Below are 26,959 nucleotides of genomic sequence, written 5' to 3' on the forward strand. Positions count from 1 at the left end.
AAATACGCGATGGACGGGGAGGTCCGGGGGTCGCACAGTGGTGCCATGGAGAGCTTCGAGAATCTCGTCCGTACCGAGTTCGCCCCGAAGACCACGTACCTGAACACCGCCAGCACCGGCCTGCTGCCCGCCCGCACCCTCGTGGCCCTGCGGGAGGCGGCGGCCGCCGCGGCGGAAGGCCGGCAGCTGGACATGTTCGCCGACGTCGAGGCGTCCCGGGCCGTGTACGCCCGCCTCGTGGGGGTGCCCGCCACCCGGGTCGCCACCGGCGCGTCCGTCGCCACCTTCAGCGGACTGGTCGCCGCGTCGCTGCCACCGGGGGCCGAAGTCCTCACCGCTCAGGCCGACTTCAGCTCCCTGGTGAACCCGCTGTACACGCGCGGCGACCTGAAGGTGCGCAGCGTGCCGCTGGAGCGGCTGGCCGAGTCGGTGGGGCCGGAGACCGCGCTCGTCGCGGTCAGTTCCGTGCAGTCCGCCGACGGGCGGCTCGCCGACCTCGCCGCGCTCAGGGACGCCGCCCGGGCGCACGGGGCGCGGACGCTGATCGACACCTCGCAGGCGGGCGGCTGGCTGCCGACGGCCGCGGACGACTTCGACTACGTGGCCGCCGTCGGCTACAAGTGGGTCCTGTGCCCGCGCGGCGTCGCCTTCCTCGTGGTGCCGGAGGACCTGGGGGCGGCGGCCGGGCTGAGGCCGCTGTTCGCCGGGTGGGCGTCCGGCGAGCACCCCTGGGACAGCTGCTACGGCCCCGTCGAGGAACTCGCGCACTCCGCCCGGCGGTTCGACGAGAGCCCCGCCCTGTTCTCGTACACCGGTGCCCGGCACTCCCTGGCCCTCATCGAGGAACTGGGCGTCGACGCCGTGCACGCCCACGACACCGCCCTCGCCGACCGGTTCCGCGCGGGGGTGCGCTCGCTGGGCCACGAGCCGGTGCCCGCGCCGGGCTCGGCGATCGTGTCCGTGCCGGGGCTGGGGCACCGCGAGGGCGAACTCGGCCGGGCGGGCGTGCAGGTCTCCGACCGGGCGGGCAACCTGCGGGCCGCCTTCCACGTGTACAACACCGAAGCCGACGTGGACCGGCTGCTGGACGTGCTGGCGGGCTGAGCCGGAGCCCACCCCGGGACAGCATCGGGCAGGGGCCTCCCGTCCCACACGAAGAAGCCCCTGCCCGAGATCGGATACGGGTCACCTCACCGGCGTGAAGTCCCGTGCACCGATGCTGCGATCTCCGGGGGACAACCCCCGGACCCCCGGCCGGCCCGGCTCACCGTACGGGCGTGAAATCCCGTGCCCCGATGAACTCCGGCCGCCTGATCGGTGCCGCGAACGGTTCGACCGCCGTGTTCTCCACGCTGTTGAACACGATGAACACGTTGCTGCGCGGGAACGGCGTGATGTTGTCGCCCGAACCGTGCATGCAGTTGCAGTCGAACCAGGTCGCCGAACCCGCCTTGCCGGTGAACAGCTTGATGCCGTACTCGGAGGCCATCCTCGTCAGCGCCTCGTCGGACGGCGTCCCCGCGTCCTGCATCTGCAGGGACTTCTTGTAGTTGTCCTTCGGTGTGGCCCCCGCGCACCCGAGGAACGTCTTGTGCGACCCCGGCATGATCATCAGGCCGCCGTTGGTGTCGTAGTTCTCGGTGAGCGCGATCGAGACCGAGATCGTGCGCATGTTGGGCAGGCCGTCCTCGGCGTGCCAGGTCTCGAAGTCCGAGTGCCAGTAGAAGCCGCTGGCCCCGAAGCCCGGCTTGACGTTGATCCGCGACTGGTGGACGTAGACGTCCGAACCGAGGATCTGCCGCGCCCGCCCGACCACGCGCTCGTCGCGCACCAGCTTGGCGAAGACCTCACTGATCCTGTGCACCTCGAAGACCGAGCGGATCTCCTTGGACTGCGGCTCCACGATCGAGCGCTCGTCCGCGCGGATGGCCGGGTCGGTGGTGAGCCGCTCCAGCTCCCGCTGGTACTCGGCCACCTCGTCCGGCGCGATCAGCTGGTCGACGGCGAGGAAGCCGTCACGCTCCAGCGCCTGGAGGTCGCCCGCCGGGACGGGACCGGGCGTGTCCGGGGAGCCCCACACGACCGGGTCCTGCCGAGGGGTCGCCACCTCGGTGGCGCCGCGGGTGGGATAGAGATCGGTGATGTTCGTGGTCGTGATGGTCACGGTGACTCACACCTCCTCGGTGAGCAGCGGGTAGACGCCGTTCTCGTCGTGATCCTCCCGTCCGGTCACGGGCGGGTTGAAGACGCAGATGCAGTGGAAGTCCTCCTTGACCTTGAGCGTGTGCCGCTCGTGGCCGTTGAGGAGGTACATCGTGCCCGGCGTGATGTGGTACGTCTTCCCCGTCTCGCGGTCGGTCAACTCGGCGTCGCCCTTGGTGCAGACGACGGCCTCGATGTGGTTGGCGTACCACATCGACGTCTCCGTGCCCGCGTACAGGATCGTCTCGTGCAGGGAGAAGCCGACCTTCTCCTTGGCGAGGACGATCCGGGTGCTTTCCCAGGTGCCGGACGCGCTCTTCACGTGCCGGTCGGTGCCTTCGAACTCCTTGAACGAACGGACGATCACGGTGTTGCGATGCCTCCTAGGTGAAGGATGTGCAGGGGTCCCCGGCGTCCTCGGCCGCGCGGGCCGAGGACGCCGGCAGTCATGGTGGTGGTGTCCGACGGTCGCGCCGTCGGACGCTCACGCGGTTTCGCGCACGGCCCGGGCCAGGGTCTTCATGCCCTCGTCCAGCTCGTCGGGCGTGATGGTGAGCGCCGGCAGCAGCTTGACGACCTCGCTCTCCGGGCCGGACGTCTCGATGAGCAGCCCCAGCTCGAAGGCGCGCTTGGCGATGCGGCCCGCGCGGTCCTTGTCGTGGAACTCCAGGCCCCAGACCAGACCGCGCCCCCGGTACTCCTTGATGTCGGCCAGGTTCTCCTCGGTGATGGCGATCAGGTGCTGCTCGACCTGCTCACCGCGGGTGCGGGTCTGCTTCTCCATCGCCGACCCGTCGGCCCAGTAGGCCTCCAGCGCGGCGGTCGCCGTGACGAAGGCCGGGTTGTTGCCGCGGAAGGTGCCGTTGTGCTCGCCCGGCTCCCACACGTCCAGCTCCGGCTTGAACAGGCACAGCGACATGGGCAGGCCGTAGCCGCTGATCGACTTGGAGACCGTGACGATGTCCGGCGTGATGCCCGCCTCCTCGAAGGAGAAGAAGGCACCGGTACGGCCGCAGCCCATCTGGATGTCGTCGACGATGAGCAGCATGTCCTGGCGTTCGCACAGGTCGGCCAGGGCGCGCAGCCACTCGGCCCGGGCGACGTTGATGCCGCCCTCGCCCTGCACGGTCTCGACGATCACCGCGGCCGGCTTGTTCAGACCGGAGCCCTGGTCCTCGAGGAGCCGCTCGAACCAGATGAAGTCCTCGACGGTCCCGTCGAAGTAGTTGTCGAACGGCATGGGCGTGCCGTGCACCAGCGGGATGCCCGCGCCGGCCCGCTTGAAGGCGTTGCCGGTCACCGCGAGGGAGCCCAGCGACATGCCGTGGAAGGCGTTGGTGAAGGACACGATCGACTCGCGCCCCTTCACCTTGCGCGCCAGCTTGAGCGCGGACTCGACGGCGTTGGTGCCCGTCGGGCCCGGGAACATGACCTTGTACGGCAGGTCGCGCGGGCGCAGGACGGTGTTCTGGAACGTCTCCAGGAAGCGGCGTTTGGCGGTCGTCGACATGTCGAGACCGTGCGTGACGCCGTCCCGCTCCAGGTAGTCGATCAGCGCGCGTTTCAGGACGGCGTTGTTGTGCCCGTAGTTGAGCGAGCCCGCTCCGGCGAAGAAGTCGAGGTACTCGTGGCCGTCCTCGTCGTACATGCGGCTGCCGACCGCACGGTCGAAGACGGTGGGCCAGCCGCGGCAGTAGCTGCGCACCTCGGACTCGACCGTCTCGAAGACGCTGAGGTCGGGCTGGGTGATGGTCACGACGAATCGCTCCTCGTGGGGTGAGGGTGGGAGAGGGAGGTCGTACGGATCCGGTGGGACCGGTCGCGGTCCCGGGCCGGGAAGTCTGGGGGGCGGACTGTCGGCGCCCCGACGGCGCGGCGGGGGTCAGCCGCCGGCGGGCAGGGGGCCGATGCGGTACAGGACCTCGGGCTCGTGCGGCCCGTCGGGGAACACCGCCGTGTCGAACAGGACTTCGCGCTCAAGCCGGGCGCCGCGACGCTCGGCGAACGAGGTGAACAGTCGTTGGGACGCCGTGTTGTCGGGGGAGATCGTCGTCTCCAGGGTGGTGACCCCGCACTCGCGCGCCACTCGGGCTGCCAACTGGTCGACCAGCGTGGCCGCGAGCCCACGACCACGGTACGTCCCGTCCACCGCCACCTGCCACACGAGCAGGGTGTCGGGGCTGTCGGGCCGTACGTAGCCGGTGATGAAGCCGACCGGCACGCCGTGCCCGTCGCGGACGACGGCCGAGGTCGAGGCGAAGTCCCGGCACCAGAGCAGGTAGCTGTACGAGGAGTTCAGGTCCAGGACCTCGGAATCCTTCGCTATGCGCCACAGCGCGGTTCCGTCGGCCACTCTCGGACGGTCGATTTGCAGGTCTGCTTGCGCGGCAGTCATGCAAATTGAATTTACCCAGAGAAATTCGAAATTGCATCGCCGGACGGGGTTACGCGCCGAGGCGCTCTGTGTTATCACGCAGGCGCGTGCTCGCGCGCGAAGTGGCGGCGATTTGTGGCGCTTTGCCCGGTGCGAAGGTCACATATCGGTCAGCATGTGGATCGGGTCACAATCAGGTAACCTGGAGGAGACGTGCCCGAAATGCCAGGTTCCGGCGTGGCGAAATCCCCGTGTTTAGGTCCCGGAAAAGCGGGCAAAAGAATACGGGAAGCTGCGCTGAGTGGAATTCCTGAATTCAGCTTGTGTGAGTTTCAGGAATTCCCTTGAATTCACGCTTCCGAAGAGCCGGTTCCGGCCCGCCGCCCCCATGTCTCCTCGACGGCCCGCCGGGCGGCCTCCGGGTCGGCCTTCAGGCCCCGCTCGGCCAGCGCGGCACCCAGTGCCGCCAGGCAGTCCTGGACGGCCCCGCGCCTCGCGTCCGCGCCGTAGTGGTTGACCCGGATCATCCCGCCCGCCAGCGCGCCGCCGCCCGCGGCCAGCGGCAGCGCCGGGTCCGACTCCAGGGCGCGGGCCACCAACGCGGACGCGTCGACGTCCGGCGGCGTCCGCAGGGTCGTCGCGACCGGCGCCGCGTCCCGCGCCTCGTACACGTACGGCTCCAGGCCGCCCAGCGCCAGCGCGCCGGCCCGGGTGGCCGCCGCGGCGGACGCGTGCCGCGCCATCACCGCCTCGGGGCCCTCCGCCTCGATGCGCTCGACGCAGGCCTCCAGCGCGAGCATCTCCAACTGCGCCGGGGCGTGCAGCAGCGCCTTGCGTCCGCCGTCGATCCAGCGCTCCTTCCAGTCGAGGAGCGACAGGTACGACCGCCGCGGGGCGTTCGGGTTCGCCGCCATCCGCGCCCAGGCCCGCTCGCTCACCGACACCGCCGAGACCCCGGCGGGGCCGCCCATCGCCTTCTGCGCGCCGATCACGCACAGATCCACGCCCCACGCGTCCGGCAGCACCGGCTCGGCGCCCACGGCGGCCACCGCGTCCAGGTAGAAGAGCGCGCCGTGCGCCCGCACCACCTCGCCGATCTCCGCGACCGGGTTGGTGTTGCCGGTCGCCGCCTCGGCGTGCACGAGGGAGACGAAATCGATCTCCGGGTGCTCGGCGAGGGCCCGGCGGACCTGCTCGGCGGAGACGGCCGTGTGGAACGGCACGGCGAGGTCGTGCACGGTGGCGCCGCAGTCCCGAAGCCAGTCGCCGAAGGTCTGCCCGTACGGCCCCGTGACGACGTTCAGCGCGACGGTGCCGGGACCCGCGGCGGCGCGGATCGCGCCCTCCAGCGGCAGCAGCGCCTCGCCCTGCATGACCACCACGTCCTGCCCGGTGCCGAGCAGGCGCGCGACCCGGTCCTCGATCACGGCGAACCGTCCGGCGCTCAGCGGGGGGAGGTCCAGGAAGGGATGGGTCACGGCGGTGCTCTCTTCGGTCACGGCGGGTGTGCGGCGCGGGTACGCGGCGTACGGAGTCGAGAGTAACCATGGCGTCCGCCGGCACTCGCGCCGGAGTGTTTCCGTTGCGACACCCCCACGCCCGGAATCGTGGCTTCCGTCACAGCCGGAGCGATCGATCGCCTGATGGACTGGCCCCGTGTTCCTCCTGCTGCTGGTCGTCGTGGTCGCCGTGGTGGCCGCCGTCGGCCTGACCGGCCACGGCGCGAGCGTCCTCGCCGCCCGCCGCGCCCGGGGGACGGGTGCCGGACCGGTGCTGCACGCCCTCGCCGCCTTCGCCGGTGCCGCCGCCGTCGCCATGTACGCCTGGGGGCTGCTGCACGTGACGGGCGCCGTCATGGAGTCGGACGGCGGCGCGGGCTCCGCGCCGGCGCCCCCCTGCCGCATGCCCGGGTACGAGGCGCGCGCCCTCCACGTCACCGACCAGTCGGTCTCCTTCCTGCCCCTGGGGTTCGTCTGCGAGACCACCGACGGTGCCGACTACACCAGCGACGACGTCCCCGGCTACGTCAACCCCGCCACCGCCGTCCTGGCCCTCACCGCCGTCGCGAGCGCCGTCGGGGCCGGGTGCGCGAGCGAGTCGCGCACCCGTGCGGCTGCGGGCGGCGGGCGCCGGTGACCGGCCCCGGACGGGTGTGCGGGCACCGTCTAGGGTGCGGGGCATGAGCGATCGCGCGGTGCTGCACGTGAAGGGTCGGGTGCTCGTCGGACCGGAGGAGGTCCGGGACGAGGTGTGGGTGATCGACGGCCGGATCTCGTACGACCGCCCCACCGGCGCGGCCGACGTCCGCACCGTGGAGGGCTGGGCGCTGCCCGGCCTGGTCGACGCGCACTGCCACGTCGGCCTGGACCAGCACGGGGCGGTCCCCGCGGACGTCGCCGAGAAGCAGGCACTGACCGACCGCGAGGCGGGCACCCTTCTCGTCCGCGACGCCGGCTCGCCCTCCGACACCCGCTGGATCGACGACCGGGAGGACCTTCCGAAGATCATCCGGGCCGGCCGGCACATCGCCCGCACCCGCCGCTACATCCGCAACTACGCCTGGGAAATCGAGCCCGAGGACCTCGTCGCGTACGTCGCCCAGGAGGCCCGGCGCGGCGACGGCTGGGTGAAGCTGGTCGGCGACTGGATCGACCGCGACCTCGGCGACCTGTCGGCCTGCTGGCCGCGCGGCGCCGTCGAGGCGGCCATCGGGGAGGCCCACCGCCTGGGCGCCCGCGTCACCGCGCACTGCTTCGCCGAGGACTCCCTGCGCGACCTGGTCGAGGCCGGCATCGACTGCGTCGAGCACGCCACCGGGCTCACGGACGACACGATCCCCCTCTTCGCCGAGCGGGGCGTCGCCATCGTGCCCACCCTCGTCAACATCGCCACCTTCCCCGCGCTGGCCGACGGTGGCGAGTCCCGGTTCCCCCGCTGGTCGGCCCATATGCGCCGACTCCACGAGCGCCGCTACGACACCGTCCGCAACGCCTACGACGCCGGGGTCCCGGTCTTCGTGGGCACCGACGCGGGCGGCGCCCTCGCCCACGGGCTGGCCGGGGCCGAGGTCGCGGAGCTGGTCACCGCGGGCATCCCGCCCGTCGAGGCCCTCGCCGCGACGACCTGGGCCGCCCGGCGTTGGCTGGGCCGCCCGGGTCTGGAGGAGGGCGCACCGGCGGACCTGGTGGTGTACGAGCGCGACCCGCGCGCGGACGTGCGCGTGCTCACCGCTCCGCGCCGTGTGGTGCTCAACGGACGGGTCGTCGGTTAGCCGACGGGAGTGACATCGGGGAACACCTGTGCGGGAAGTGGTGCGGAGGATTCGAAAGGGTTCGCCAAAACCCCACGAAGGGGTGAAGTGCCCTGGGTTCGCTGACGGTTGAGTGGACGCGGGGACATTCTGTCCGGGTCCCAAGCACATCGCTCATGCGTGCCCCGCACGTATGTCTCACTGGGGGTCCCACACCTTGAACGGCAACACCTTCCGCATGCCCGCACGCCGTCTCGCCACCGTCGCGGCGGCCACGGCCCTGGCCGCGGGCCCCGCGACCCTGGCCGGCGCGGGATCCGCCCACGCGACCGGTGACCACGGCCGCGCGAGCGCCACCGTGCTGCGCACCGGGCTCGACGTCTCGCTGCTCAACAAGACCGTGAACGTCCCGCTCGCGGTCACCCTCAACGAGGTGCAGGCACCCGGGAACGCCGAGAAGACCGCGCTCAGCGCCCGGCTGGACGGCGTCGATGGCGGCAGGCCCTTCAGCGTCCTGCGCGCCGACGTCGCCGAGGCGAAGGCGACGGCCACCGCGGGCAGGAGCGAGGGCTCCACCACGCTGGCCCGCGCCCGGCTGCACGTCCCCGGGCTGCCGCTGCTGTCGGTGATCGAGGTCCAGGAGGTCACCTCCACGGCGACCTGCGAGGCCGGGAAGAAGCCGGTCGCCGACGCCAATCTGCTGGGTCCGGTGACCGTCCTGGGCAAGAAGGTCACGCTCACCACCGCCGGGACGACGGACGTGAAGGTGCCCGGGGTCGGCGAGGTGCGGCTCGACCTCTCCAAGGAGGAGACCACCTCCCGCACGGCCGCGGCCACCGCGCTCGAACTCAAGGTCTCCGTCAACCCCCTGGACCTCAACGTCGCCGACGTCGACGGCACCGTCACCCTGGCCAAGGCCACCTGCGAGTCCCCGGCCGCCCCGGCCGAACCGGCGGACGAGGCCGAGCAGCCCCCCGCCGAACCGGCCGCCGAGCCCGCGGCCGAGGTCAAGGCCCAGGGCGCCCGCACCGAGGCCGACTTGGCCGAGACCGGCGGCAGCTCCGCGACGCCGTACGTCGCGGCCGGCGCCGCGGCCCTGCTCCTGGCGGGCGGTACCGCACTGGCCCTGGCCAGGCGCAAGCGCGGCTGATCCCCACGGAGGGCGGACCGGGGGGCGTGCCTCGCGCCGGTTCCGGTCGGGGCGGCCCTGCGCCGGGCCCTGGCCGGGGCGGGCGGCGGTTCGGGGGAGTGGTGCGTCGCGGGCGGGGCGCGGCTCGGGCCTGGTCCGGCAGGGGCGTTCGTGCGGGGGTGGTTCTGGGCGGGGAGGGCGGCGGTTCGGGGTCGGTCGGTCGCGGGCGGCGTCTTCGGTGGGCCAGGCGCCTTGGGCCGGTTCTGGTCAGGGCGTCCGTGCGGGGGCCCTGGCGGGGATGGGCGGCGGTGCGGTGGGCCTGGATGGCGTGGTGTCGGCGGGAGGCGGGTGGTGGTGGTCCTGCACCGGTGCAGGTGCAGGTGCAGGTGCAGGTGCGAGGTTCGGGGCGGGGTGTCTGACTCAGACGGGACCCGGCAGCGCTCGGTTCAGCGCGTGCAGGAAGGCCTCCGTCGTCGTCCGGTCCCGTACCGCCAGGCGCAGCCACTCCTCGCCGAGCCCCGGGAAGGTGTCCCCGCGCCGGACCGCGTACCCCAGGCCGCGCAACCGGTGCCGTACGGCGGCCGCGTCCGGGACGCCGACCAGGACGAAGGGACCCTCGGCCGGGCCGACGACCCGCACCCCGGCACCGGCGAACTCCGCCAGCCCGGCGACGAGCCGGTCCCGGTCGGCGGCGATGCGGTGGGCGGCGTGGGCGGCCTCCGCCAGCGCCCGCGGCGCCACGCACACCTCGGCCGCAGCCAGCGCGGGCGTGGACACCGGCCACAGCGGCTGGGCACGCCCCAGCTCGCCGACCGTCTCCGGGTCCGCGAGGACGTACCCGATGCGCAGCCCCGCCAGCCCCCAGGTCTTGGTGAGGCTGCGCAGGACGACCAGGCCGGGTACGTCCGTCCGCCCGGCCAGCGCCTCCCGCTCGCCCGGCACCGCGTCCATGAACGCCTCGTCCACCACCAGCGTCCGCCCGGGCCGGGCCAGCGAGGCGAGGACGCCCGCCGGGTGCAGCACCGAGGTCGGGTTCGTCGGGTTGCCGACCACCACCAGGTCGGCGTCCTCGGGGACGGCGGCGGGGTCGAGGCGGAAGCCGTCCGCCGCCCGCAGCAGCACCCGGCCGACCGTGTGGCCCGCGTCCCGCAGCGCCGCCTCGGGCTCGGTGAACTGGGGGTGCACCACCACCGGCCGGCGCACCTTCAGCGCCCGCGCCAGCAGCACGAACGCCTCCGCCGCACCCGCCGTCAGCAGCACCCGTTCCACCGGCAGCCCGTGCCGCGCCGCCACCGCCGCCCGCGCGGCCCGCCCGTCCGGGTAGGCGGCGAGCGAGCCGAGCGAGGCGGCGACGTGCGCACGCAGCCAGGCCGGGGGAGTGTCCGCGCGGACGTTCACCGCGAGGTCCACCAGCGCCGAACCGTCGTCGCGCACCTCGGCGTCCCCGTGATGGCGCAGGTCCGGGCCGTCGGCGTCAGTGTGCGGAGGAGTGTGCGTGTCCATGCCCGTGATGGTGCCCGTGGTGGTGGTCGCCGTCGTCGTCGGGGTGGAAGTGCGGCTGCTGCGGCAGCCCCACCTTGTCCTCGAACCCCGGCAGCGCGATCCGGTACACGCAGCTGTCGCAGTTCATCCGCAGGTCGCCCTCGACGGCCTCCTCGTACCGCTCCCACACCAGGTCGAGCAGCTCCGGCTCGGGACCGATCACGTCCGCCGACCGCACCTCGGTCTGCGGGTGCGCGGCGGCCCACTCCTCGGACTGGTGCCGTACCCGGTCCGGGAGGATGCCGGTGAACAGGAAGTACGGCAGCACCACGACCCGCCGCGCCCCCAGCCGCACGCACCGGTCCAGACCGCCCGGCACGTCCGGCTGCGCCAGCGACACGAACGCCGTCTCCACGGCCGCGTAACCGCGTCCCTCCCACAGCAGCCGCGCCGCCTTGAACACCTCGGCGTTGGCGTCGGGGTCCGTCGACCCGCGGCCCACCAGCAGCACGGTCACCTCGGACGGGTCCCAGGACGGGTCGACCGCCTCCGCGAGGCGCCGCTCCAGCACCCTGAGCAGCGCGGGGTGCGGACCCAACGGACGCCCGTAGGTGTAGGAGATGCCGGGGTGGCGCTCCCGCTCGCGGGACAGCGCCGCCGGGATGTCGCCCTTGGCGTGCCCGGCGGACACCAGCATCAGCGGCACGGCGGCGAACCGGCGCACGCCCCGCTCCACCAGCTCCGCGACCGCCTCGCCCAGCGGCGGCGGGGACAGCTCGATGAAGCCGCCCGCGACGGGCAGCTCGGGGTGGCGTCGGCCCAGCTCGCGCACGAAGTCGCGGAACGCCTCGGCTCCGGCCTCGTCCCGGGTGCCGTGTCCGGCGATGAGCAGGGCGGGCGGGGTCGTCACAGGGTCTCCTCGGGTTGCTCGGAATCGGACGTCCCGGACCCGGAGGCCCGGGAGGAACCGGCGGGGGAGCGGCGGGTGGCCGGGTCCTCCTGCCAGCGGTAGCCGCGCGGTGTCACCATGCGCCCGGCGATCTCCCGGGTCGCGGTGTTGCCCACCGTCACGACGGTCATCATGTCGACGCTCGCCGGGTCGAGCGCGGCGAGCGTCGACAGGCGGCTCGACTCGTCGGCACGCGACGCGTTGCGCACCACACCGACCGGCGTCGTCGGCCCCCGGTGCTCGGCGAGGATCGCCAGCGCCTTGGGCAGCTGCCAGTCGCGGCCCCGGCTGCGCGGGTTGTAGAACGTCACGACGAGGTCCGCCTGCGCCGCCGCCCGCACCCGGCGCTCGATGACCTCCCACGGCGTGTGCAGGTCGGACAGGCTGATGGACACGTGGTCGTGGCCGAGCGGCGCGCCCAGGATCGCCCCGGCCGCCAGCGCCGCCGTCACGCCCGGCACCCCGACCACGTCGATGTCGTCCCCCGCCTCGGCCAGTGCCGGCGAGGCCATGGCGTACACCCCGGCGTCCCCGCTGCCGATCAGGGCGACGGCCTGCCCGCGCCGCGCCTCCTCGACCGCCGTCCGGGCCCGCTCCTCCTCCGCGCCGAGCCCCGACTCCAGCACCCGCGTGCCCGGCCGCAGCAGATCGCGGATCTGGTCGACGTACTGGTCGAGGCCGACCAGCACCGACGCCCGCCGCAGCTCCGCCCGCGCCCGCGGGGTCACCAGGTCCCGGGCGCCGGGACCGAGCCCGACCACCGCGAGCCGTCCGCGCCCCGGCCGCCGTACCACCGCGCAGGTCGCCATCGCGGGCACCGCCGCCGACTTCCGCTTGGGCACGAGGAGTTCGCCCCCGCGCACCAGCGCCGCCGCCTCCGCGACCGACGGGGTGCCCACGGCCGCGAGCGGGGCGTCGGAGGGGTTGGGCACCTCGACGCCCGCCAACACGTCCGCGGGGTACGTCACCAGGGGCACGCCCAGCCGCCGGGCGGCGCCCACGATCCCGGGCTCCTCGGCCTTGGCGTCCACGGTGGCCAGCTCGGCGACCGACGCGGCCGACAGCCCCGCCTCGCGCAGGGCGGACCCCACCAGGGCGAGCACCTCGTCCACCGGCGCCCCCCTGGACGCGCCGACCCCGACGACCAGGGACGGCGGACGCAGGACGACCTCCCGCGCGGACGGCTCCACGGCACGGTCCGTCACCCGGATCCCGTAGGCCCCCTCGGCGCCGACCGGCAGCGGCGGCAGCGGCCAGGCCACCTCCGTGCGCAGCGCCACCGGCTCACCGTCCAGCAGCGCCCGCGACACCCCGGCGACATCGCCCTCCACGGGCAGCCCGAGCGTGTCCAGCCCGGCCAGTGCGACCGCGTCGCTCGCCGTCGTCACCACCGGCTCGGCACCCAGCACCTCGCCCACCGCGCGGGCGAGTTCGTTCGCGCCGCCCCCGTGCCCGCCGACCAGCGACACGGCGAACCGCCCGCCCTCGTCGACGCACACCACACCCGGGTCGGTGCGCTTGTCGTCCAGCAGCGGCGCCACGAGCCGGACCACGGCCCCCGTGGCCAGGAAGCACACCAGCCGCTCGCACTCGGCGAACGCGGACCGCACGGCGTCCCCGACGGGACCCTCGTACACCCGCGTGCGGTCCGGCCACGCCGCGGCCAGCCGGTCCCGCGCCGCCGCTCCCGCCGCCGTGGCGGAAATGAGGCCGATCAAGGGGCAACTCCTTCGGTACGGCTGTGCGGCCTCACGCCCCACAGCAGGAAGACGGGATTGGTGGCCGCGAGCCGGGTCACGTCCCCCGGCAGCGGAGCGAGGCGCGAGGACTGGAGCAGCACCCCGTCGCAGTCGAGACCGGCGCCCAGCAGCGCCTCGCGGGCCGCGGGCACCCGGTCGAGCGCGGCCACGGCGACGACCACGGCCCGCCGGGCCCGACGCGCGCACTCGGCGACGATCGCGGGCAGTTCGCGCCCGCCACCGCCCACGAACACCGCGTCCGGGTCCTCGTCCAGGCCGGACAGCACCGTGGGCGCGGCCCCGTGCACCACCCGCACGTCGACACCGTGCGCGGCGGCGTTGGCACGGACCCGCCCGACACCGTCCGGCGTCTTCTCCACGGCGGTGACGGCCGCGCCCAGCCGCGCGCACTCCACGGCCACCGACCCGGAACCCGCGCCGACGTCCCACACCAGGTCGCCGGGGCGCGGCCCGAGGCGGGCCAGCGCCAGCGCCCGCACCTCGAACTTGGTGATCATCGAGTCCCGGTGGGCGAACGCGTCCTCCTCCAACGCCCACCCGGCGGCCCCCGGGCGCGGCCCCGCCACCGCGCGCACCGGCCCAAGCGACCGCGCCTCGTCGAGGCACAGCACCACGCTCACCGCCGTCCCCCAGTCCCGGGCGGCGGCCTCAGCGGGCGTCACCCGCTCCACGCGCTCCCCGGCCGAGCCCAGCGCGGAGGCGACGACCAGCACCCGCCCGTCCGACCGCAGCGCGGCCCCCAGCTCCGCCGGACCGGCCCCGGGACCCGTCAGCACCGCGACCTTCGGGTACGCCCGGCACAGGTGCACCGCGGTGCGCAGGTCCCGTCCGTGCGCGCTCGCCACCACCGCGTCGTCCCACGGCAGCCCGGCCCGCGCGAAGGCCGAGGCGACCGAGGAGACGCCGGGCCGCACGTCCAGCCGCTCGGACCCGAACCGCTCGGCCAGCGCCCGCACGATCCCGAAGAACCCCGGATCACCGGAGGCCAGCACGGTCACCGGCCGCTCCTCGGCGACGTACCGCGCGACCGTGTCCAGGGCGGGTGCCAGCGCCCCGAGCACGACCGTCCGGGCCCCCTCCGGCAGCCGTACGGCGTCCAGGTGCCGCCGCCCGCCGACCACCAGCTCCGCACCGGCGGCCACGTCCCCGGCGGGAACCGCGCCGGCGGCCCCCATCCCGACCACGGTGATCACGTGCTCGCACCCCGCGAGCGCAGCTGTCGGCGTGCCTCGGGGTCGGCCCTGCGATAGCCGTGGAAGTGCCCCGGGTGGTACAGGTGCGAGCGCGTGCCGTGCGCGTCGAGCGCCGGGCCGACCAGGAACAGGGTGTGCTTCCAGAGCTTGTGCTCCTTGACCGTCTCCTCCAGCGTCCCGATCGTGCACCGCACGACCAGCTCCTCCGGCCAGGTGGCCTGGTGGGCGACGACGACCGGGGTGTCGGTCGGGTAGCCGCCCTCCAGCAGCTCCCGCACCAGCTGACCGCTGCGGGCCGCCGACAGGAAGACCGCCATGGTCGTGCCGTGCTTCGCGAACTCGCGGACCTCCTCCCCGGGCGGCATCGGCGTCTTGCCCCCGCCGAGCCGGGTGAGGACCACGGACTGCGCGACCTCCGGAATGGTCAGCTCGCGCCGCGCGAGCGCGGCCACGGCCGAGAACGCGGAGACCCCCGGCACCACCTCGGTCGCCACACCGATCTCCGCGCACCGGTCGAGCTGCTCCTGCGTACCGCCCCACAGCGCCGGGTCGCCGGAGTGGATGCGGGCCACCCGCAGCCCCTCCCGCGACGCCCGCCGGTAGACGGCCACCACGTCCTCCAGCGACATCGTCGCCGAGTCCAGCACCTCGGCGCCCTCCCGGGCGTGCCGGAGCACCTCCGCCTGGACGAGGCTCGCCGCCCAGATCACCACGTCCGCCTCGGCGATGGCGCGCGCCGCACGGAACGTCAGCAGGTCGGCGGCGCCGGGACCGGCACCGACGAAGGTCACCTTGGCCTCGGAATCCATCGTTTTCGGTCCTCTCCTGTGCGTCCTGCGCATATTTACTGCGGTTGCTGCTGTCGTACGCGCGTGAACGCGGCGTGATCGGATACCAAGGGCCCATGGCGGTCTTCGTCGCGCTCGGCGCGTTCCTGATGACGCTGGCCGGCGGCTGGACGGCACAGCGCGTGACCGACCGGCGCCACCTGGTCCTGGGCCTGGCCGGCGGCCTCATGCTGGGCGTGGTCGGCCTCGACCTGCTGCCGGAGGCCCTTCAGGCGGCGGGCGACGAGGTGTTCGGCGTCCCCGCGGCCCTGCTGCTCTTCGTCGCCGGATTCCTGCTGGCGCACCTGGTGGAACGCCTGCTGGCCGCGCGCCGCGCCGCACACGGCGCGGACGAGCACGGCCACCGCTCGCCCGAGGTGGGCCTGACGGCCGCCGCGGCGATGGTCGGGCACAGCGCGATGGACGGCGTGGCGATCGGTGCCGCCTTCCAGGTCGGCGGCGGCATGGGCGTGGCGGTGGCGATGGCGGTGATCGCCCACGACTTCGCGGACGGCTTCAACACCTACACACTGACCAGCCTGTACGGCAACGCCCGCCGCCGGGCCGTCGCCATGCTGGTCGCCGACGCCCTGGCCCCCGTCGCCGGCGCCGCCTCCACCCTCCTGTTCACCATCCCGGAAGGCGCGCTCGGCGCCTATCTCGGCCTCTTCGGCGGCGTGCTCCTCTACCTCGCCGCCGCCGAGATCCTCCCCGAGGCCCACCACGAGCACCCCGCCCGCTCGACCCTGCTGTGCACGGTCGCGGGCGCGGCGTTCATCTGGCTGGTGGTGGGCATCGCCGAATGAGCGGACCGGGCCGCCCGAGCCCGCACGCGCGCTCACAGCTTCCCGCCCCGCCCGCCCTCGCGCCGCGCGGGCGCGATGAGCGTCGACAGGTACGGCAGCGGCGCCCCGCCCAGCTCACCGGCCGGCCGCACGGACTCCTCCGGCAGCCCGAGCGCCGACCCCCACACGGCGTCGTCGAGGCGCCCGCTCTCCCGCAGCGCCTCGGCCACCTCGGCGGCCTGCCGGCCGAACTTGTAGGCGACGACCGTGCCCGGCCCGCGCAACGCCTCCTTGAGCACGGCGGCCCCCGCCGTGACCGGCACCAGCGTCAACGGCTCGGTGCCCTCGGTCAGCACCGCCCCCGACCGCGCCGCGAGGTCCTGCATGGCGGTGATCCCGGGCACGGTCTCCACGACGGCGCCCGGCACCAGCGCGCCGACGGTCTGCGCGAGATAGGTGAAGGTCGAGTACACGTTGGGATCGCCGATGGTCGCGAAGGCGACGGCGGCGTGCTCCCGCAGCAGCCCGGCCACCCGCTCCCCGGCCACGTCCCAGGCCGCCTCGCGCCGTGCCCGGTCCGTCCGCTCGTTCAGCGCGAACACGACCCGTACGACCTTCTCGCCGCCCACGTAGTGCAGCACGGTCGCCTCGGCGCGTCCCCGCTCACCCCCGTCGCTTCCGTCGGCCCCGCCCATCACCGGGACGACCACGACGTCGGCGTCCCGCAGCGCGTTGACACCCTTCACGGTCACCAGCTCGGGGTCCCCCGGCCCGACCCCCACCCCGATCAGCCTGCTGCTCATGACGTCCGGCACCTCTCCACGAACCGACGGGCGACACCGGGCTCGGCCGCCCAGTGCGTGTGCAGATAGCTCGCGTGCACACCGCGCTCCACGAATCCCTCGACGCGCCGCTCGGGCGCCCGCATCCCCCACGCCGGCGACGACCCGGCCCCCGGTTCCACGACCGTCCGGTGGAACTCGTGCCCCCGCAGCCGCGTCCCCGCGCCGGCCAGCGCGCTGTCGGACACGGCCACGGCGTCCCGGTAGCCCAGCGTCAGCCGCTCCGACATCCGGGCGGCGGCGTCCAGCACCCCGCACATCGGCAACCCGTCCAGCTCCCGGCACAGGTACAGCAGCCCCGCACACTCGGCGGCGACGGGAGCACCGGCGAGCGCCAGCTCGGCGACGGACTTGCGCAGCCCCTCGTTGGCGGACAGCTCGCAGGCGTACACCTCGGGGAACCCGCCCCCGATGACGAGCCCTCGGGTGCCCTCGGGCAGTTCCTCGTCCCGCAACGGGTCGAACGTGACGACCTCGGCCCCGGCGGCGGCGAGCAGCTCGGTGTGCTCGGCGTAGGAGAACGTGAAGGCCGCGCCTCCCGCGACGGCAACGCGTGGCGTCGACTTCTTGACCGACCGGGTCGGGACGGGGGTCCAGGGGGCGGAGCCCTCCGGCAACGGCCCGGCAGCCCGCGCCAGCCCGACCAACGCCTCCAGGTCACACCCCGCGGCCACCTGCGCACCCATCGCCGTCACGGCGTCCACCGCTTCCGGGCCCCGCTCGGCGACAGGCACCAGCCCCAGATGCCGCGACGGCACGTCGACCCGCGCGGTCCGCCGCAGAACCCCCAGCACCGGCACCCCGACGGAGTCCACCGCCTCCCGCAGCAACGCCTCGTGCCGGTCCGACGCGACCTTGTTCAGGATCACGCCGCCGATCCGCACCTCCGGGTCCCAGGACACGAACCCGTGCACCAGCGCCGCCACCGACCGCGACTGCGACGACGCGTCCACGACCAGCACCACCGGCGCCCGCAGCAGCTTCGCGACCTGCGCGGTGGACGCCAGCTCACCCTCCCCGGCAGCCCCGTCGTACAGGCCCATCACCCCCTCGACCACGGCGATGTCGCACCCGCGCGCCCCGTGCAGGAACAGCGGTCCGACCAGCTCGGTCCCGCACAGGTACGCGTCGAGGTTGCGCCCCACCCGTCCCGTGGCGAGCGCGTGGTAGCCGGGGTCGATGTAGTCCGGCCCGACCTTGTGCGGGGACACGGCGAGCCCGCGCCCGGCGAGCGCGGCCATCAGCCCGGTGGCGACGGTGGTCTTGCCGCTCCCGGACGAGGGCGCGGCGACGACCAGCCGAGGAACACCGGAATCCGGGGAGGTCACCACTCGATGCCCCTCTGCCCCTTCTGCCCCGCGTCCATCGGATGCTTGACCTTGGACATGTCGGTGACGAGGTCGGCGCACTCCACCAGCGCGGCGGGCGCGTTCCGCCCGGTGATCACCACGTGCTGGGTCCCCGGCCGCGCGCGCAGCACGGACACGACCTCGTCGGTGTCGACCCAACCCCAGTGCATCGGATAGGCGAACTCGTCCAGCACGTACAGCTTGTACGTCTCGGCGGCCAGGTCCCGCTTGACCTGCTCCCAGCCCTCCCGGGCCTTCTCCTCGTTGTCCAGCTGCGCGTCGCGCTGGACCCAGGACCAGCCCTCGCCCATCTTGTGCCAGTCGACCGAGCCGCCCTCGCCGCTGGCGCCCAGCACCCGCAGGGCGTTCTCCTCGCCGACCTTCCACTTGGCCGACTTGACGAACTGGAACACCCCGATCGGCCACCCCTGGTTCCAGGCGCGCAGCGCCAGCCCGAAGGCGGCGGTGGACTTGCCCTTCCCGACGCCCGTGTGCACCACGACCAGCGGACGGTTGCGCCGCTGACGGGTCGTCAGCCCGTCGTCCGGTACGGCACTCGGCTTCCCCTGCGGCATTACGCGGCCCTCCCGCTGCCCGGCCTGCTGCCCTGCACGTCCTTCACGAGCCCGGCGATCGACTCCGCCCGCAGCTCGTCCAGCGTCACCGCCGTACCGCCCAGCTCACCCGCGAGCCGCCCGGCCAGCCCGAGCCGCACCGGCCCCGACTCGCAGTCCACGACCACCGAAGCGGTGCCCTCGGCCGCGAACAGCCGCGCCGCACGCCCCGCCAGCGCCACGGGCTCCGGACCACCGGTCGCCCGCCCGTCCGTCACCACCACGACCAGCGCCCGCCGCGCCGGATCCCGCAGCCGCTCCACCCGCAGCACCTCGTGCGCCTTGAGCAGCCCGGCCGCGAGCGGCGTACGCCCGCCCGTCGGCAGCGACTCCAGCCGCACCGCGGCCGCGTCCACCGACGAGGTCGGCGGCAGGGCGACCTCGGCGGCCGCACCCCGGAAGGTCACCAGCCCCACCTTGTCCCGCCGCTGGTACGCGTCCAGCAGCAGCGACAGCACGGCTCCCTTCACGGCGCCCATCCGCTGCCGCGCGGCCATCGACCCCGAGGCGTCGACGACGAAGAGGACGAGGTTGCCCTCGCGCCCCTCCCGCATCGCCTGCCGCAGATCGTCCCGGCGCACCACGAGACCGGGCCCGCTGCGCCCCCGCGCCCGCTGGTGCGGGGCGGCGGCCTGCACGGTGGCCGCCAGGTGCAGCTTGGTCAGCGCCCCCCTCGGCCGCCGGGCCCCGATGGTCCGCCCGTGCTCGGTCCGCGCCCGCGAACGGCGCCCGGCGGCACCCTCGCCGAGCCCCGGGACGCTGAGCACCTTGGTCCGGAACGGCTCGGCGGCACGCGCGGGAGACTGCTCACCCGCACCACCCGCGCCGGCCTGCGGCTCACCGCCCTCCCCGGCCTCGGGTCGCGCGGCCGCGTCCCCCTCGCCCCGCGGCGCGTCGTCGGGCTCCGGCTGACCGCCGGGGCCGCCACCGGGACCGGGGTCCGGATCGTCGTCGCCGTCGCCGTCGCCCTCGTCCGGCCCGCCGAACTCCTCCAGCGTCTCGTCCAGCTTGTCCTCGTCCAGCCCCGGCGCGTCGAAGGGATTGCGCCGCCGCCGGTGGGGGAGCGCCAGCAGCGCCGCCTGCCGCACGTCCTCCGCGAGCACCTCCGTCCGCCCGGCCCACGCCGCCAGCGCGGTCGCCGTACGGGCCATCACGATGTCGGCCCGCATGCCGTCCACCTCGAAGGCCGCGCAGGTCGCCGCGATCTGCCGCAGCGCCCCGTCGCCCAGCCGCACCGACGGCAGCAGCTTGCGCGCCGCCACGATCCGCGCCCGTACGGCGGCCTCCTCGTCGGCCCAGCGCGCCGCGAAACCCGCCGGGTCGTCGTCGTACGCCAGCCGGCGCCGTACGACCTCCACGCGCTGGTCGGGCTCGCGCGAGGCGGCGACCTCGACGGTGAGGCCGAAGCGGTCCAGCAACTGCGGGCGCAGCTCGCCCTCTTCGGGGTTCATGGTCCCGACCAGCAGGAACCGCGCGGCGTGCCGCACGGAGACGCCCTCGCGCTCGACGTAGGAGGCACCCATCGCGGCGGCGTCCAGCAACAGGTCCACCAGGTGGTCGTGGAGCAGGTTGACCTCGTCGACGTACAGGATCCCCCGGTGCGCGTCGGCCAGCAGTCCCGGCTCGAAGGCCTTGACGCCCTCCGCCAGCGCCCGCTCGATGTCGAGGGCGCCCACCAGCCGGTCCTCGGAGGCACCGACGGGCAGCTCGACCATCCGCGCGGGGCGCGAGGCGAAGGCGCCCGGCTCGTGCGGGCCGTCCGGGCAGCCCGGGTCGGGAGAGTCGGGATCGCAGGAGAAACGGCACCCGGAGACGACGTCCACCTCCGGGAGCAGCGCCGACAGCGCCCGCACGGCGGTGGACTTGGCGGTGCCCTTCTCACCACGGACCAGCACACCGCCGACGGCCGGGGAGACGGCGTTCAGCAGCAGCGCGAGCCGCAGGTCGTCCTGACCCACGACGGCCGTGAACGGGAACGGGGTACTCACTTGTCGTCGCCCTCCAAGTCGCCTTCGAGCTCCAGATAGGTCGCCCGGAGCCGGTCCAGCGTCTCCGCGTCCGGCTCCGCCCACAGGCCCCGGTCCGCGGCCTCCAGCAGCCGCTCCGTGATGCCGCGCAGCGCCCAGGGGTTGGACTTCTTCATGAAGTCCCGGTTCTCCGGGTCGAAGACGTACTCGGCGCTGAGCCGCTCGTACATCCAGTCGTCCACCACCCCGGCCGTGGCGTCGTACCCGAAGAGGTAGTCCACGGTGGCCGCCATCTCGAAAGCACCCTTGTAGCCGTGCCGTCGCATCGCCGCCATCCAGCGGGGGTTGACCACCCGGGCCCGGAAGACCCTGTGCGTCTCCTCGCCCAGCGTGCGTGTCTTCACCTGGTCCGGAGTGGCGGAGTCACCGACGTACGCCTCCGGGGACTCCCCGGTGAGGTGGCGCACCATCGCCACCATGCCGCCGTGGTACTGGAAGTAGTCGTCGGCGTCCACGAGGTCGTGCTCCCTCGTGTCCACGTTCTTCGCCGCCACCGCGATCCGCCGGAACGCCGTCTCCATGTCCCCGCGCGCCGCCCGCCCGTCGAGCCCCCGCCCGTAGGCGTAGCCGCCCCACACCGCGTACACCTCGGCGAGGTCCGCGTCGCTGCGCCAGTTGCGGGCGTCGATCAGCGGGAGCAGGCCCGCGCCGTACGCGCCCGGCTTGGAGCCGAAGATGCGGGAGGTGGCCCGGCGCCGGTCGCCGTGCTCGGCGGTGTCCTCGTCGGCGTGCGCGCGGACGAAGTTCTGCGAGGCGGGCTCGTCCAGCTCCGCCACCGCCCGCACCGCGTCGTCGACCAGCCCCACCACATGCGGGAAGGCGTCCCGGAAGAAGCCCGAGATGCGCACCGTGACGTCGACCCGGGGCCGGCCCAGCTCCTCGACCGGCACCACCTCGAAGCCCGTCACCCGGCGCGAGGCGTCGTCCCACACCGGACGGCACCCCAGCAGGGCCAGGATCTCCGCGATGTCGTCACCCTGGGTGCGCATCGCGGACGTGCCCCAGACGGTGAGGCCGACGGACCTCGGGTACTCGCCCGTGTCGTCCAGGTACCGCTGGATCAGTGAGTCCGCCAGCGACTGCCCGACCTCCCAGCTCAGCCGGGAGGGGATCGCCTTCGGGTCGACGGAGTAGAAGTTCCGGCCGGTCGGCAGGACGTTGACCAGCCCGCGGGTCGGGGAGCCCGACGGTCCGGCGGGCACGTAGCCGCCGTCCAGGGCCCGCAGGATGTGCCCGATCTCGTCCGTGGTCCGGGCGAGGCGCGGTACGACCTCCGCGCAGGCGAACTCCAGCACCGCGACCGCGTCGGGGAGTTCGGTGCCCAGCACGTCGCGCACCAGACCCGGTACGGCGGTGACGTCCCAGCCCCGGGACTCCATGCCCTGCGCGAACCGCCGGCACAGCTGCTCCAGCAGGTCGATCGCGTCGGCCGCCGACCGCGCCGGGCCGTCCACCAGGTCCGTCAGCTCCACCGGCGACTTCACCGGGGCGCCCGGCTCGGCCAGCAGCTCCTTCTCCACCAGGCCGAAGTGCGCGGCCAGACAGGCCCGCAGGCCCGGCAGGGCGTTCGCCCGCCCGCCCCACACCTGCGAGGCGCGCAGCACCGCGAGGACCAGGTTGACGCGCGGCTCGCCGACCGGGCCGCCGCCCAGGACGTGCAGTCCGTCGCGGATCTGCACGTCCTTGATCTCGCACAGGTAGCCGTCGATGTGCATGACGAACGCGTCGAAGTCGTCGTCGTCCGGCTGGTCGTCGACGTGCAGGTCGTGGTGGAGCTCGGCCGCCTTGACCAGCGTCCAGATCTGCGCCCGGACCGCCGGCGCCTTCGTCGGGTCCAGGTCGGAGACGAGCGCGTACTCGTCGAGCAGCTGCTCCAGCTTGGCCAGGTCGCCGTAGGTGTCGGCGCGCGCCATGGGCGGGACGAGGTGGTCGACCACCGTGGCGTGGCCGCGCCGCTTGGCCTGGGTGCCCTCGCCGGGGTCGTTGACGATGAACGGGTAGATCAGCGGCAGGTCGCCGAGTACGGCGTCCGGTGCGCAGCCGGCGCTCAGGCCGAGGCCCTTGCCCGGCAGCCACTCCATGGTGCCGTGCTTGCCCATGTGCACGATCGCGTCGGCGCCGAAGCTGCTGTCCAGCCAGCGGTAGGCGGCCATGTAGTGGTGCGACGGCGGCATGTCCGGGTCGTGGTAGATCGCGATCGGGTTCTCCCCGAAGCCGCGCGGCGGCTGGATCATCACGACGACGTTCCCGAACCGGAGCGACGCCAGCACGATGTCGTCCCCGTCGACGTACAGCGACCCCGGCGGCTCGCCCCACGCCTCCCGCATGCCGTCCCGCAGCTCGGGGTCCAGCTTCTCGAACCAGGCCCGGTAGTCGGCCAGCGGCACCCGCGCGGGCGCGGCGGCGAGCTGGTCCTCGGTCAGCCACTCGACGTCGTGGCCGCCCGCCTCGATGAGCCGGTGGATCAATTCGTCGCCGCCGGAGGGGTATTCGGTGAGCGAGTAGCCCGCCTCCCGCAGCGCGTCCAGGACCCGCACCGCCGACGCCGGGGTGTCCAGGCCGACCGCGTTGCCCACGCGGGAGTGCTTGGTCGGGTACGCCGTGAAGACCAGCGCGAGCTTCTTGTCGGCGTTCGCCTTGTGCCCGAGCGCCGCGTGCCGCACGGCGATCCCGGCGACCCGCCCGGCCCGCTCCGGGTCGGCGACGTACACCGGCACCTCGTCGGGACCCTGCTCCTTGAAGGAGAACGGCACGGTGACCAGGCGACCGTCGAACTCCGGGATCGCGACCTGCATCGCCGCGTCCATCGGGGACAGGGCGGCGTCGGAGGCCTCCCAGGCGGACCGGGAGGAGGTGAGGCAGAGCCCCTGCAGCACCGGGACATTCAGATCGGCCAGCGCCCCGATGTCCCAGGCCTCCTCGTCACCGCCCGCCGAGGCCTGCGAGGCGTGCGTGCCGCCGGCCGCGAGGACGGTGGCGACGAGGGCGTCGGTCCGGCCCAGCAGCTCGAACAGCCCGGCATCCGCGCCGCGCAGCGAACCGCAGTACACGGGCAGGGCGTTGGCGCCGCGCGCCTCGATCGCCTCGCACAGCGTGTCGACGAAGGCGGTGTTGCCGCTGAGCTGGTGGGCGCGGTAGAAGAGCACGCCGACCGTCGGGCGGCCCTCGACGAAGGCCCCGGAGCCGTGGACGCCGTACTCCGGCATGCTCTCCGGTTCGTCGAAGCCCTCGCCGGTCAGCAGCACGGTGTCCGACAGGAACCGGGCGAGCTGGGTGAGGTTGTCCGGGCCGCCCTCGACCAGGTAGCGCAGCGCCTGCGCCACCACCCCGGCCGGGACCGAGGACTCCGCCATCAGCTCCGCGTCCGGCACGCTCTCGCCGCCCAGCAGGACGGTCGGGACGCCGGCGGCCCTCAGCGCGGCCAGCCCGTCCTCCCAGGCGCGCTTGCCGCCGAGCAGGCGCACCACGGCGAGGTCCGCGCCCTCGACCAGGCCCGGCAGCTCCTCCCGGACGTCGACCCGGGTCGGGTTGCCGATCCGATAGGCGGCGTCCGAGGCGCGGGCCGCCAGCAGGTCCGTGTCGGCGGTCGACAACAACAGCACAGTGCTCATGCGGGCGCTCCCGGTGGGATGAAGGGCAGTCCTTGCGGCGCGCCGGACTCGATGAGCCGCCACAGCGCGTCGGTGTCCGCGTGGTGTTCGATCAGGTCGCCGAGCCGGTCGAGCTGCTCCTCGCGCAGCGCGGCGAACGACGTGTCGGGGGCCGGCACGAAGCGGCGGCCCGCGGCGGCGGCCACCTCGCGCAGGAACGCCCGCCGGAAGCCGTCCGACTCCAGCGAACCGTGCCAGTGGGTGCCCCAGGTCCGGCCGACCCGGCAGCCGTCCAGGAAGGGCTCCCCGCCGGTCGCCTCGGCGACCCCGTGGTGGATCTCGTACCCCTCGACACGCTCACCGAGGGCCTCGCCCACCGGCCGGGCGAGGGTCTTCTCGCGGGCGAACCGCACCCGCACGGGCAGCAGTCCGAGCCCGTCCACGTGACCGGCGCGGGACTCGACCTCGTCCTCGATGTGCTCGCCGAGGAGCTGGAAACCGCCGCAGACGCCGAGCACGGGCCGCTGCTCGGCGGCCCTGCGGGCGATCGCCTCCGCGAGCCCCCGCTCCCGCAGCCACCGAAGCGCCCGCACCGTCCCGCGCGTTCCCGGCACGATCACCAGGTCCGCGTCGGCGAGTTCCTCCGGCCGGTCCACGAACCGCACCACGACCCCCGGCTCGGCGGCCAGGGCGTCCACGTCCGTGAAGTTGGACATCAGCGGGACCGCGCAGACCGCGACCCGCAGCACGTCCGCGCCGACCGGCGGGGCGACGACGGACTCCCGCACGGTGCCGCGCAGCGAGACGCGCAGCCCGTCCTCCTCGTCGATGCCGAGGCCGTGCCGGAAGGGCAGCACGCCGTACGTCCGCCGGCCGGTGAGCCCGTGCAGCATGTCCAGGCCCGGCTCCAGCAGCGACACGTCACCGCGGAACTTGTTCACGAGGAACCCGGCGACCAGCGCCTGGTCCTCGGGCGCCAGCAGCGCCACCGTGCCGAAGAAGGAGGCGAAGACGCCCCCGCGGTCGATGTCGCCGACGACCAGGACCGGCAGTCCGGCACCCCGGGCGATCCCCATGTTCACGATGTCGGTGCGGCGCAGATTGATCTCGGCCGGGCTGCCCGCGCCCTCGCAGATCACCGCGTCGTAGGAGGCGCGGAGTTCGGCGAGCGAGTCGAGCACCGTGCCGAGCAGCCGCTGCTGACGCCCGCCGTGGTAGCCGCGCGCGCTCATCTCGCCGACGGGCCTGCCGAGCAGCACGACCTGGCTGCTGCGCTCCCCGCCGGGCTTGAGCAGCACGGGGTTCATGTGCGCGGTCGGCTCCACCCGGCAGGCCTGGGCCTGCATGGCCTGGGCCCGCCCGATCTCCGCGCCCTCGCGGGTCACGTACGAGTTGAGGGACATGTTCTGCGCCTTGAACGGCGCCACCTTCACGCCCTGCCGCACCAGCCAACGGCAGATCCCGGCGGTGACGACGCTCTTGCCGGCGTCGGAGGTGGTGCCGGCGACGAGCAGGCCACCGTTCATGACGTACGTCCCTTCCTGACGATGCCGCGCGCGAGCAGCCGTGCGCCCGCGCACACGCCCAGCGCCAGCCAGCCCACGCGCCGGGACAGCCGTACGGCCCGGTCGATGTCGCCGCAACCGGCCCGTACCGGGCGTCCCGCGGCGCCGTTGAGGACGGGCCGGTGCTCGACGCGCCCGCCGTAGGAGAGCGTCCCGCCGAGCCGCAGGCCCAGGGCGCCCGCGAACGAGGCCTCCACGGGCCCCGCGTTGGGGCTCGGATGCTGTGCGGCGTCCGCGCGCCAGGCCCCTGCGGCGCCCCGCGGATCGCCCCCGGCCACGGTGGTCAGGACGGCGGTGAGGCGGGCGCCCGGCCAGCCCACGAGATCGTCCAGGCGGGCGGAGGCCCAGCCGTAGCGGCGGTACCTGGGCGACTTGTGGCCGACCATGGCGTCCAGCGTGTTGACGGCCCGGAAGCCGAGCAGCCCGGGCACGCCCGCCACGGCGCCCCACACCAGGGCGCCCACGACCGCGTCCGAGGTGTTCTCCGCGACGGACTCCACGACGGCCCGGGCGATCCCGTCGGCGTCCAGCGCCTGCGGGTCCCGCCCGCACAGGTGCGGCAGCCGCGCCCGCGCCGCCTCGACGTCCCCGGCCTCCAGGGCCCGGCCGATCGCACCGGCCTCGCGGGCGAGCGAGGTGCCGCCGACCACGGCCCAGGTGGCCGCGCCGGTCAGCGCGACGCGGGCGGCGGGGGAGTGGCGTACGGCGTGCGTGGCGGCCGCACCGAGGGCGGCGGCGCCACCGGCGCACACACCGGTGTGCAGGGCGCCCCACCCCCGGTGGTCCCGCCACAGCACCCGTTCCACGGCGCCCGCGGCACGGCCGAACGCGGCGACCGGGTGTCCGCGGCGAGGATCGCCGAGGAGCAGGTCACCGAGGAGGCCGGCGGCGGCGCCGTACGCGAAGACGCGTCCGGCAGGCATGGGCTCAGCCGGTCACACGGTCGGGGAAGCACCTGGCACGGGGTGTCGAGCGGTGGCGGCAGCCGGGCATCGCGTCATGTCCTCACTCAGGGTGTCCA

The 26,959-nt window shown here is 74.3% G+C and carries 22 protein-coding genes; 5 read left to right on the plus strand and 17 right to left on the minus strand.

Annotation, left to right across the window (positions count from 1 at the left end; all coding sequences use genetic code 11):
- Positions 1–9 precede the first annotated feature (9 nt).
- Positions 10–1,104 (plus strand): aminotransferase class V-fold PLP-dependent enzyme, encoded by a 1,095-nt coding sequence (locus tag IE94_RS0116985; RefSeq protein WP_030184761.1) that lies wholly within the window; start codon positions 10–12, stop codon positions 1,102–1,104.
- A gap of 160 nt (positions 1,105–1,264) precedes the next feature.
- Here IE94_RS0116985 and thpD read toward each other — a convergent pair whose 3' ends face one another.
- From thpD to IE94_RS0117010, 5 genes are all read right to left on the minus strand, one after another.
- Positions 1,265–2,164, minus strand: a complete 900-nt coding sequence (gene thpD / locus IE94_RS0116990) for an ectoine hydroxylase (RefSeq protein ID WP_030184762.1) — start codon at positions 2,162–2,164, stop codon at positions 1,265–1,267.
- Between the two features lie 6 nt (positions 2,165–2,170).
- Positions 2,171–2,569, minus strand: a complete 399-nt coding sequence (locus IE94_RS0116995; RefSeq protein WP_030184764.1) for an ectoine synthase — start codon at positions 2,567–2,569, stop codon at positions 2,171–2,173.
- A 117-nt stretch (positions 2,570–2,686) separates the two neighbouring features.
- Positions 2,687–3,958 (minus strand): diaminobutyrate--2-oxoglutarate transaminase, encoded by a 1,272-nt coding sequence (ectB, locus tag IE94_RS0117000; RefSeq protein ID WP_030184766.1) that lies wholly within the window; start codon positions 3,956–3,958, stop codon positions 2,687–2,689.
- 126 nt (positions 3,959–4,084) lie between these two features.
- A complete protein-coding gene (ectA, locus tag IE94_RS0117005) occupies positions 4,085–4,597 on the minus strand; it encodes a diaminobutyrate acetyltransferase (RefSeq protein ID WP_030184768.1) in 513 nt (170 codons plus the stop codon).
- Positions 4,598–4,926: 329 nt separating this feature from the next.
- Entirely contained in the window at positions 4,927–6,054 is a 1,128-nt protein-coding gene (locus IE94_RS0117010) for a pyridoxal-phosphate-dependent aminotransferase family protein (RefSeq protein ID WP_030184771.1), read from the minus strand.
- Positions 6,055–6,232: 178 nt separating this feature from the next.
- Between IE94_RS0117010 and IE94_RS0117015 the strand changes: the two genes are divergently transcribed.
- From IE94_RS0117015 to IE94_RS0117025, 3 genes are all read left to right on the plus strand, one after another.
- A complete protein-coding gene (locus tag IE94_RS0117015; protein WP_030184774.1) occupies positions 6,233–6,712 on the plus strand; it encodes a hypothetical protein in 480 nt (159 codons plus the stop codon).
- A 43-nt stretch (positions 6,713–6,755) separates the two neighbouring features.
- A complete protein-coding gene (locus IE94_RS0117020; protein ID WP_030184777.1) occupies positions 6,756–7,847 on the plus strand; it encodes an amidohydrolase family protein in 1,092 nt (363 codons plus the stop codon).
- Between the two features lie 196 nt (positions 7,848–8,043).
- Positions 8,044–8,976, plus strand: coding sequence for an SCO1860 family LAETG-anchored protein (locus IE94_RS0117025; RefSeq protein WP_030184779.1), 933 nt, complete (start codon positions 8,044–8,046; stop codon positions 8,974–8,976).
- Positions 8,977–9,375: 399 nt separating this feature from the next.
- Here IE94_RS0117025 and cobC read toward each other — a convergent pair whose 3' ends face one another.
- Genes cobC through cobM form a run of 5 tightly spaced genes read right to left on the minus strand, consistent with a single transcriptional unit; the run spans position 9,376 to position 15,148 of the window.
- Positions 9,376–10,458 (minus strand): Rv2231c family histidinol phosphate aminotransferase CobC, encoded by a 1,083-nt coding sequence (gene cobC / locus IE94_RS0117030; protein WP_030184781.1) that lies wholly within the window; start codon positions 10,456–10,458, stop codon positions 9,376–9,378.
- Complete coding sequence (locus tag IE94_RS0117035; protein WP_030184783.1) at positions 10,430–11,347, minus strand: sirohydrochlorin chelatase; 918 nt, start codon at positions 11,345–11,347, stop codon at positions 10,430–10,432. The genes cobC and IE94_RS0117035 overlap by 29 nt, the downstream gene beginning before the upstream one ends.
- On the minus strand, positions 11,344–13,104 hold the full coding sequence (gene cobJ / locus IE94_RS0117040; RefSeq protein ID WP_245235270.1) for a precorrin-3B C(17)-methyltransferase: 1,761 nt from the start codon (positions 13,102–13,104) through the stop codon (positions 11,344–11,346). Before cobJ ends, IE94_RS0117035 begins: the two co-directional genes overlap by 4 nt.
- Positions 13,101–14,339, minus strand: a complete 1,239-nt coding sequence (locus tag IE94_RS0117045) for a bifunctional cobalt-precorrin-7 (C(5))-methyltransferase/cobalt-precorrin-6B (C(15))-methyltransferase (protein ID WP_030184788.1) — start codon at positions 14,337–14,339, stop codon at positions 13,101–13,103. Before IE94_RS0117045 ends, cobJ begins: the two co-directional genes overlap by 4 nt.
- Positions 14,336–15,148: a precorrin-4 C(11)-methyltransferase gene (gene cobM, locus IE94_RS0117050; RefSeq protein ID WP_030184791.1), complete on the minus strand. Its 813-nt coding sequence runs from the start codon at positions 15,146–15,148 to the stop codon at positions 14,336–14,338. Before cobM ends, IE94_RS0117045 begins: the two co-directional genes overlap by 4 nt.
- A gap of 95 nt (positions 15,149–15,243) precedes the next feature.
- On the opposite strand from cobM, the gene IE94_RS0117055 reads away from it, so the two are divergent.
- Positions 15,244–15,972 (plus strand): ZIP family metal transporter, encoded by a 729-nt coding sequence (locus IE94_RS0117055; RefSeq protein WP_030184792.1) that lies wholly within the window; start codon positions 15,244–15,246, stop codon positions 15,970–15,972.
- A gap of 32 nt (positions 15,973–16,004) precedes the next feature.
- Here IE94_RS0117055 and cobI read toward each other — a convergent pair whose 3' ends face one another.
- From cobI to IE94_RS0117090, 7 genes are read right to left on the minus strand one after another with little or no spacing between them, the layout of a single operon-like run.
- A complete protein-coding gene (cobI, locus tag IE94_RS0117060; protein WP_030184793.1) occupies positions 16,005–16,754 on the minus strand; it encodes a precorrin-2 C(20)-methyltransferase in 750 nt (249 codons plus the stop codon).
- Complete coding sequence (locus IE94_RS0117065; protein WP_037922858.1) at positions 16,751–18,121, minus strand: cobyrinic acid a,c-diamide synthase CobB; 1,371 nt, start codon at positions 18,119–18,121, stop codon at positions 16,751–16,753. Before IE94_RS0117065 ends, cobI begins: the two co-directional genes overlap by 4 nt.
- Positions 18,118–18,717 (minus strand): cob(I)yrinic acid a,c-diamide adenosyltransferase, encoded by a 600-nt coding sequence (gene cobO / locus IE94_RS0117070; RefSeq protein WP_030184795.1) that lies wholly within the window; start codon positions 18,715–18,717, stop codon positions 18,118–18,120. Before cobO ends, IE94_RS0117065 begins: the two co-directional genes overlap by 4 nt.
- A complete protein-coding gene (locus IE94_RS0117075) occupies positions 18,717–20,744 on the minus strand; it encodes a putative cobaltochelatase (RefSeq protein ID WP_030184796.1) in 2,028 nt (675 codons plus the stop codon). The genes cobO and IE94_RS0117075 overlap by 1 nt, the downstream gene beginning before the upstream one ends.
- Positions 20,741–24,394 carry a cobaltochelatase subunit CobN gene (cobN, locus tag IE94_RS0117080; RefSeq protein WP_030184798.1) on the minus strand — a complete coding sequence of 1,218 codons (3,654 nt, stop codon included), beginning with the start codon at positions 24,392–24,394 and terminating at the stop codon, positions 20,741–20,743. Before cobN ends, IE94_RS0117075 begins: the two co-directional genes overlap by 4 nt.
- The gene (locus IE94_RS0117085; protein WP_030184800.1) at positions 24,391–25,899 is read right to left on the minus strand and encodes a cobyric acid synthase; all 1,509 of its coding nucleotides are present in this window, start codon (positions 25,897–25,899) and stop codon (positions 24,391–24,393) included. The genes cobN and IE94_RS0117085 overlap by 4 nt, the downstream gene beginning before the upstream one ends.
- On the minus strand, positions 25,896–26,861 hold the full coding sequence (locus IE94_RS0117090; protein WP_030184801.1) for a cobalamin biosynthesis protein: 966 nt from the start codon (positions 26,859–26,861) through the stop codon (positions 25,896–25,898). The genes IE94_RS0117085 and IE94_RS0117090 overlap by 4 nt, the downstream gene beginning before the upstream one ends.
- Positions 26,862–26,959: the final 98 nt, after the last annotated feature.

The organism is Streptomyces violaceorubidus, from assembly GCF_000717995.1.
In the GTDB taxonomy this organism is placed as follows: Bacteria; Actinomycetota; Actinomycetes; order Streptomycetales; family Streptomycetaceae; genus Streptomyces; species Streptomyces violaceorubidus.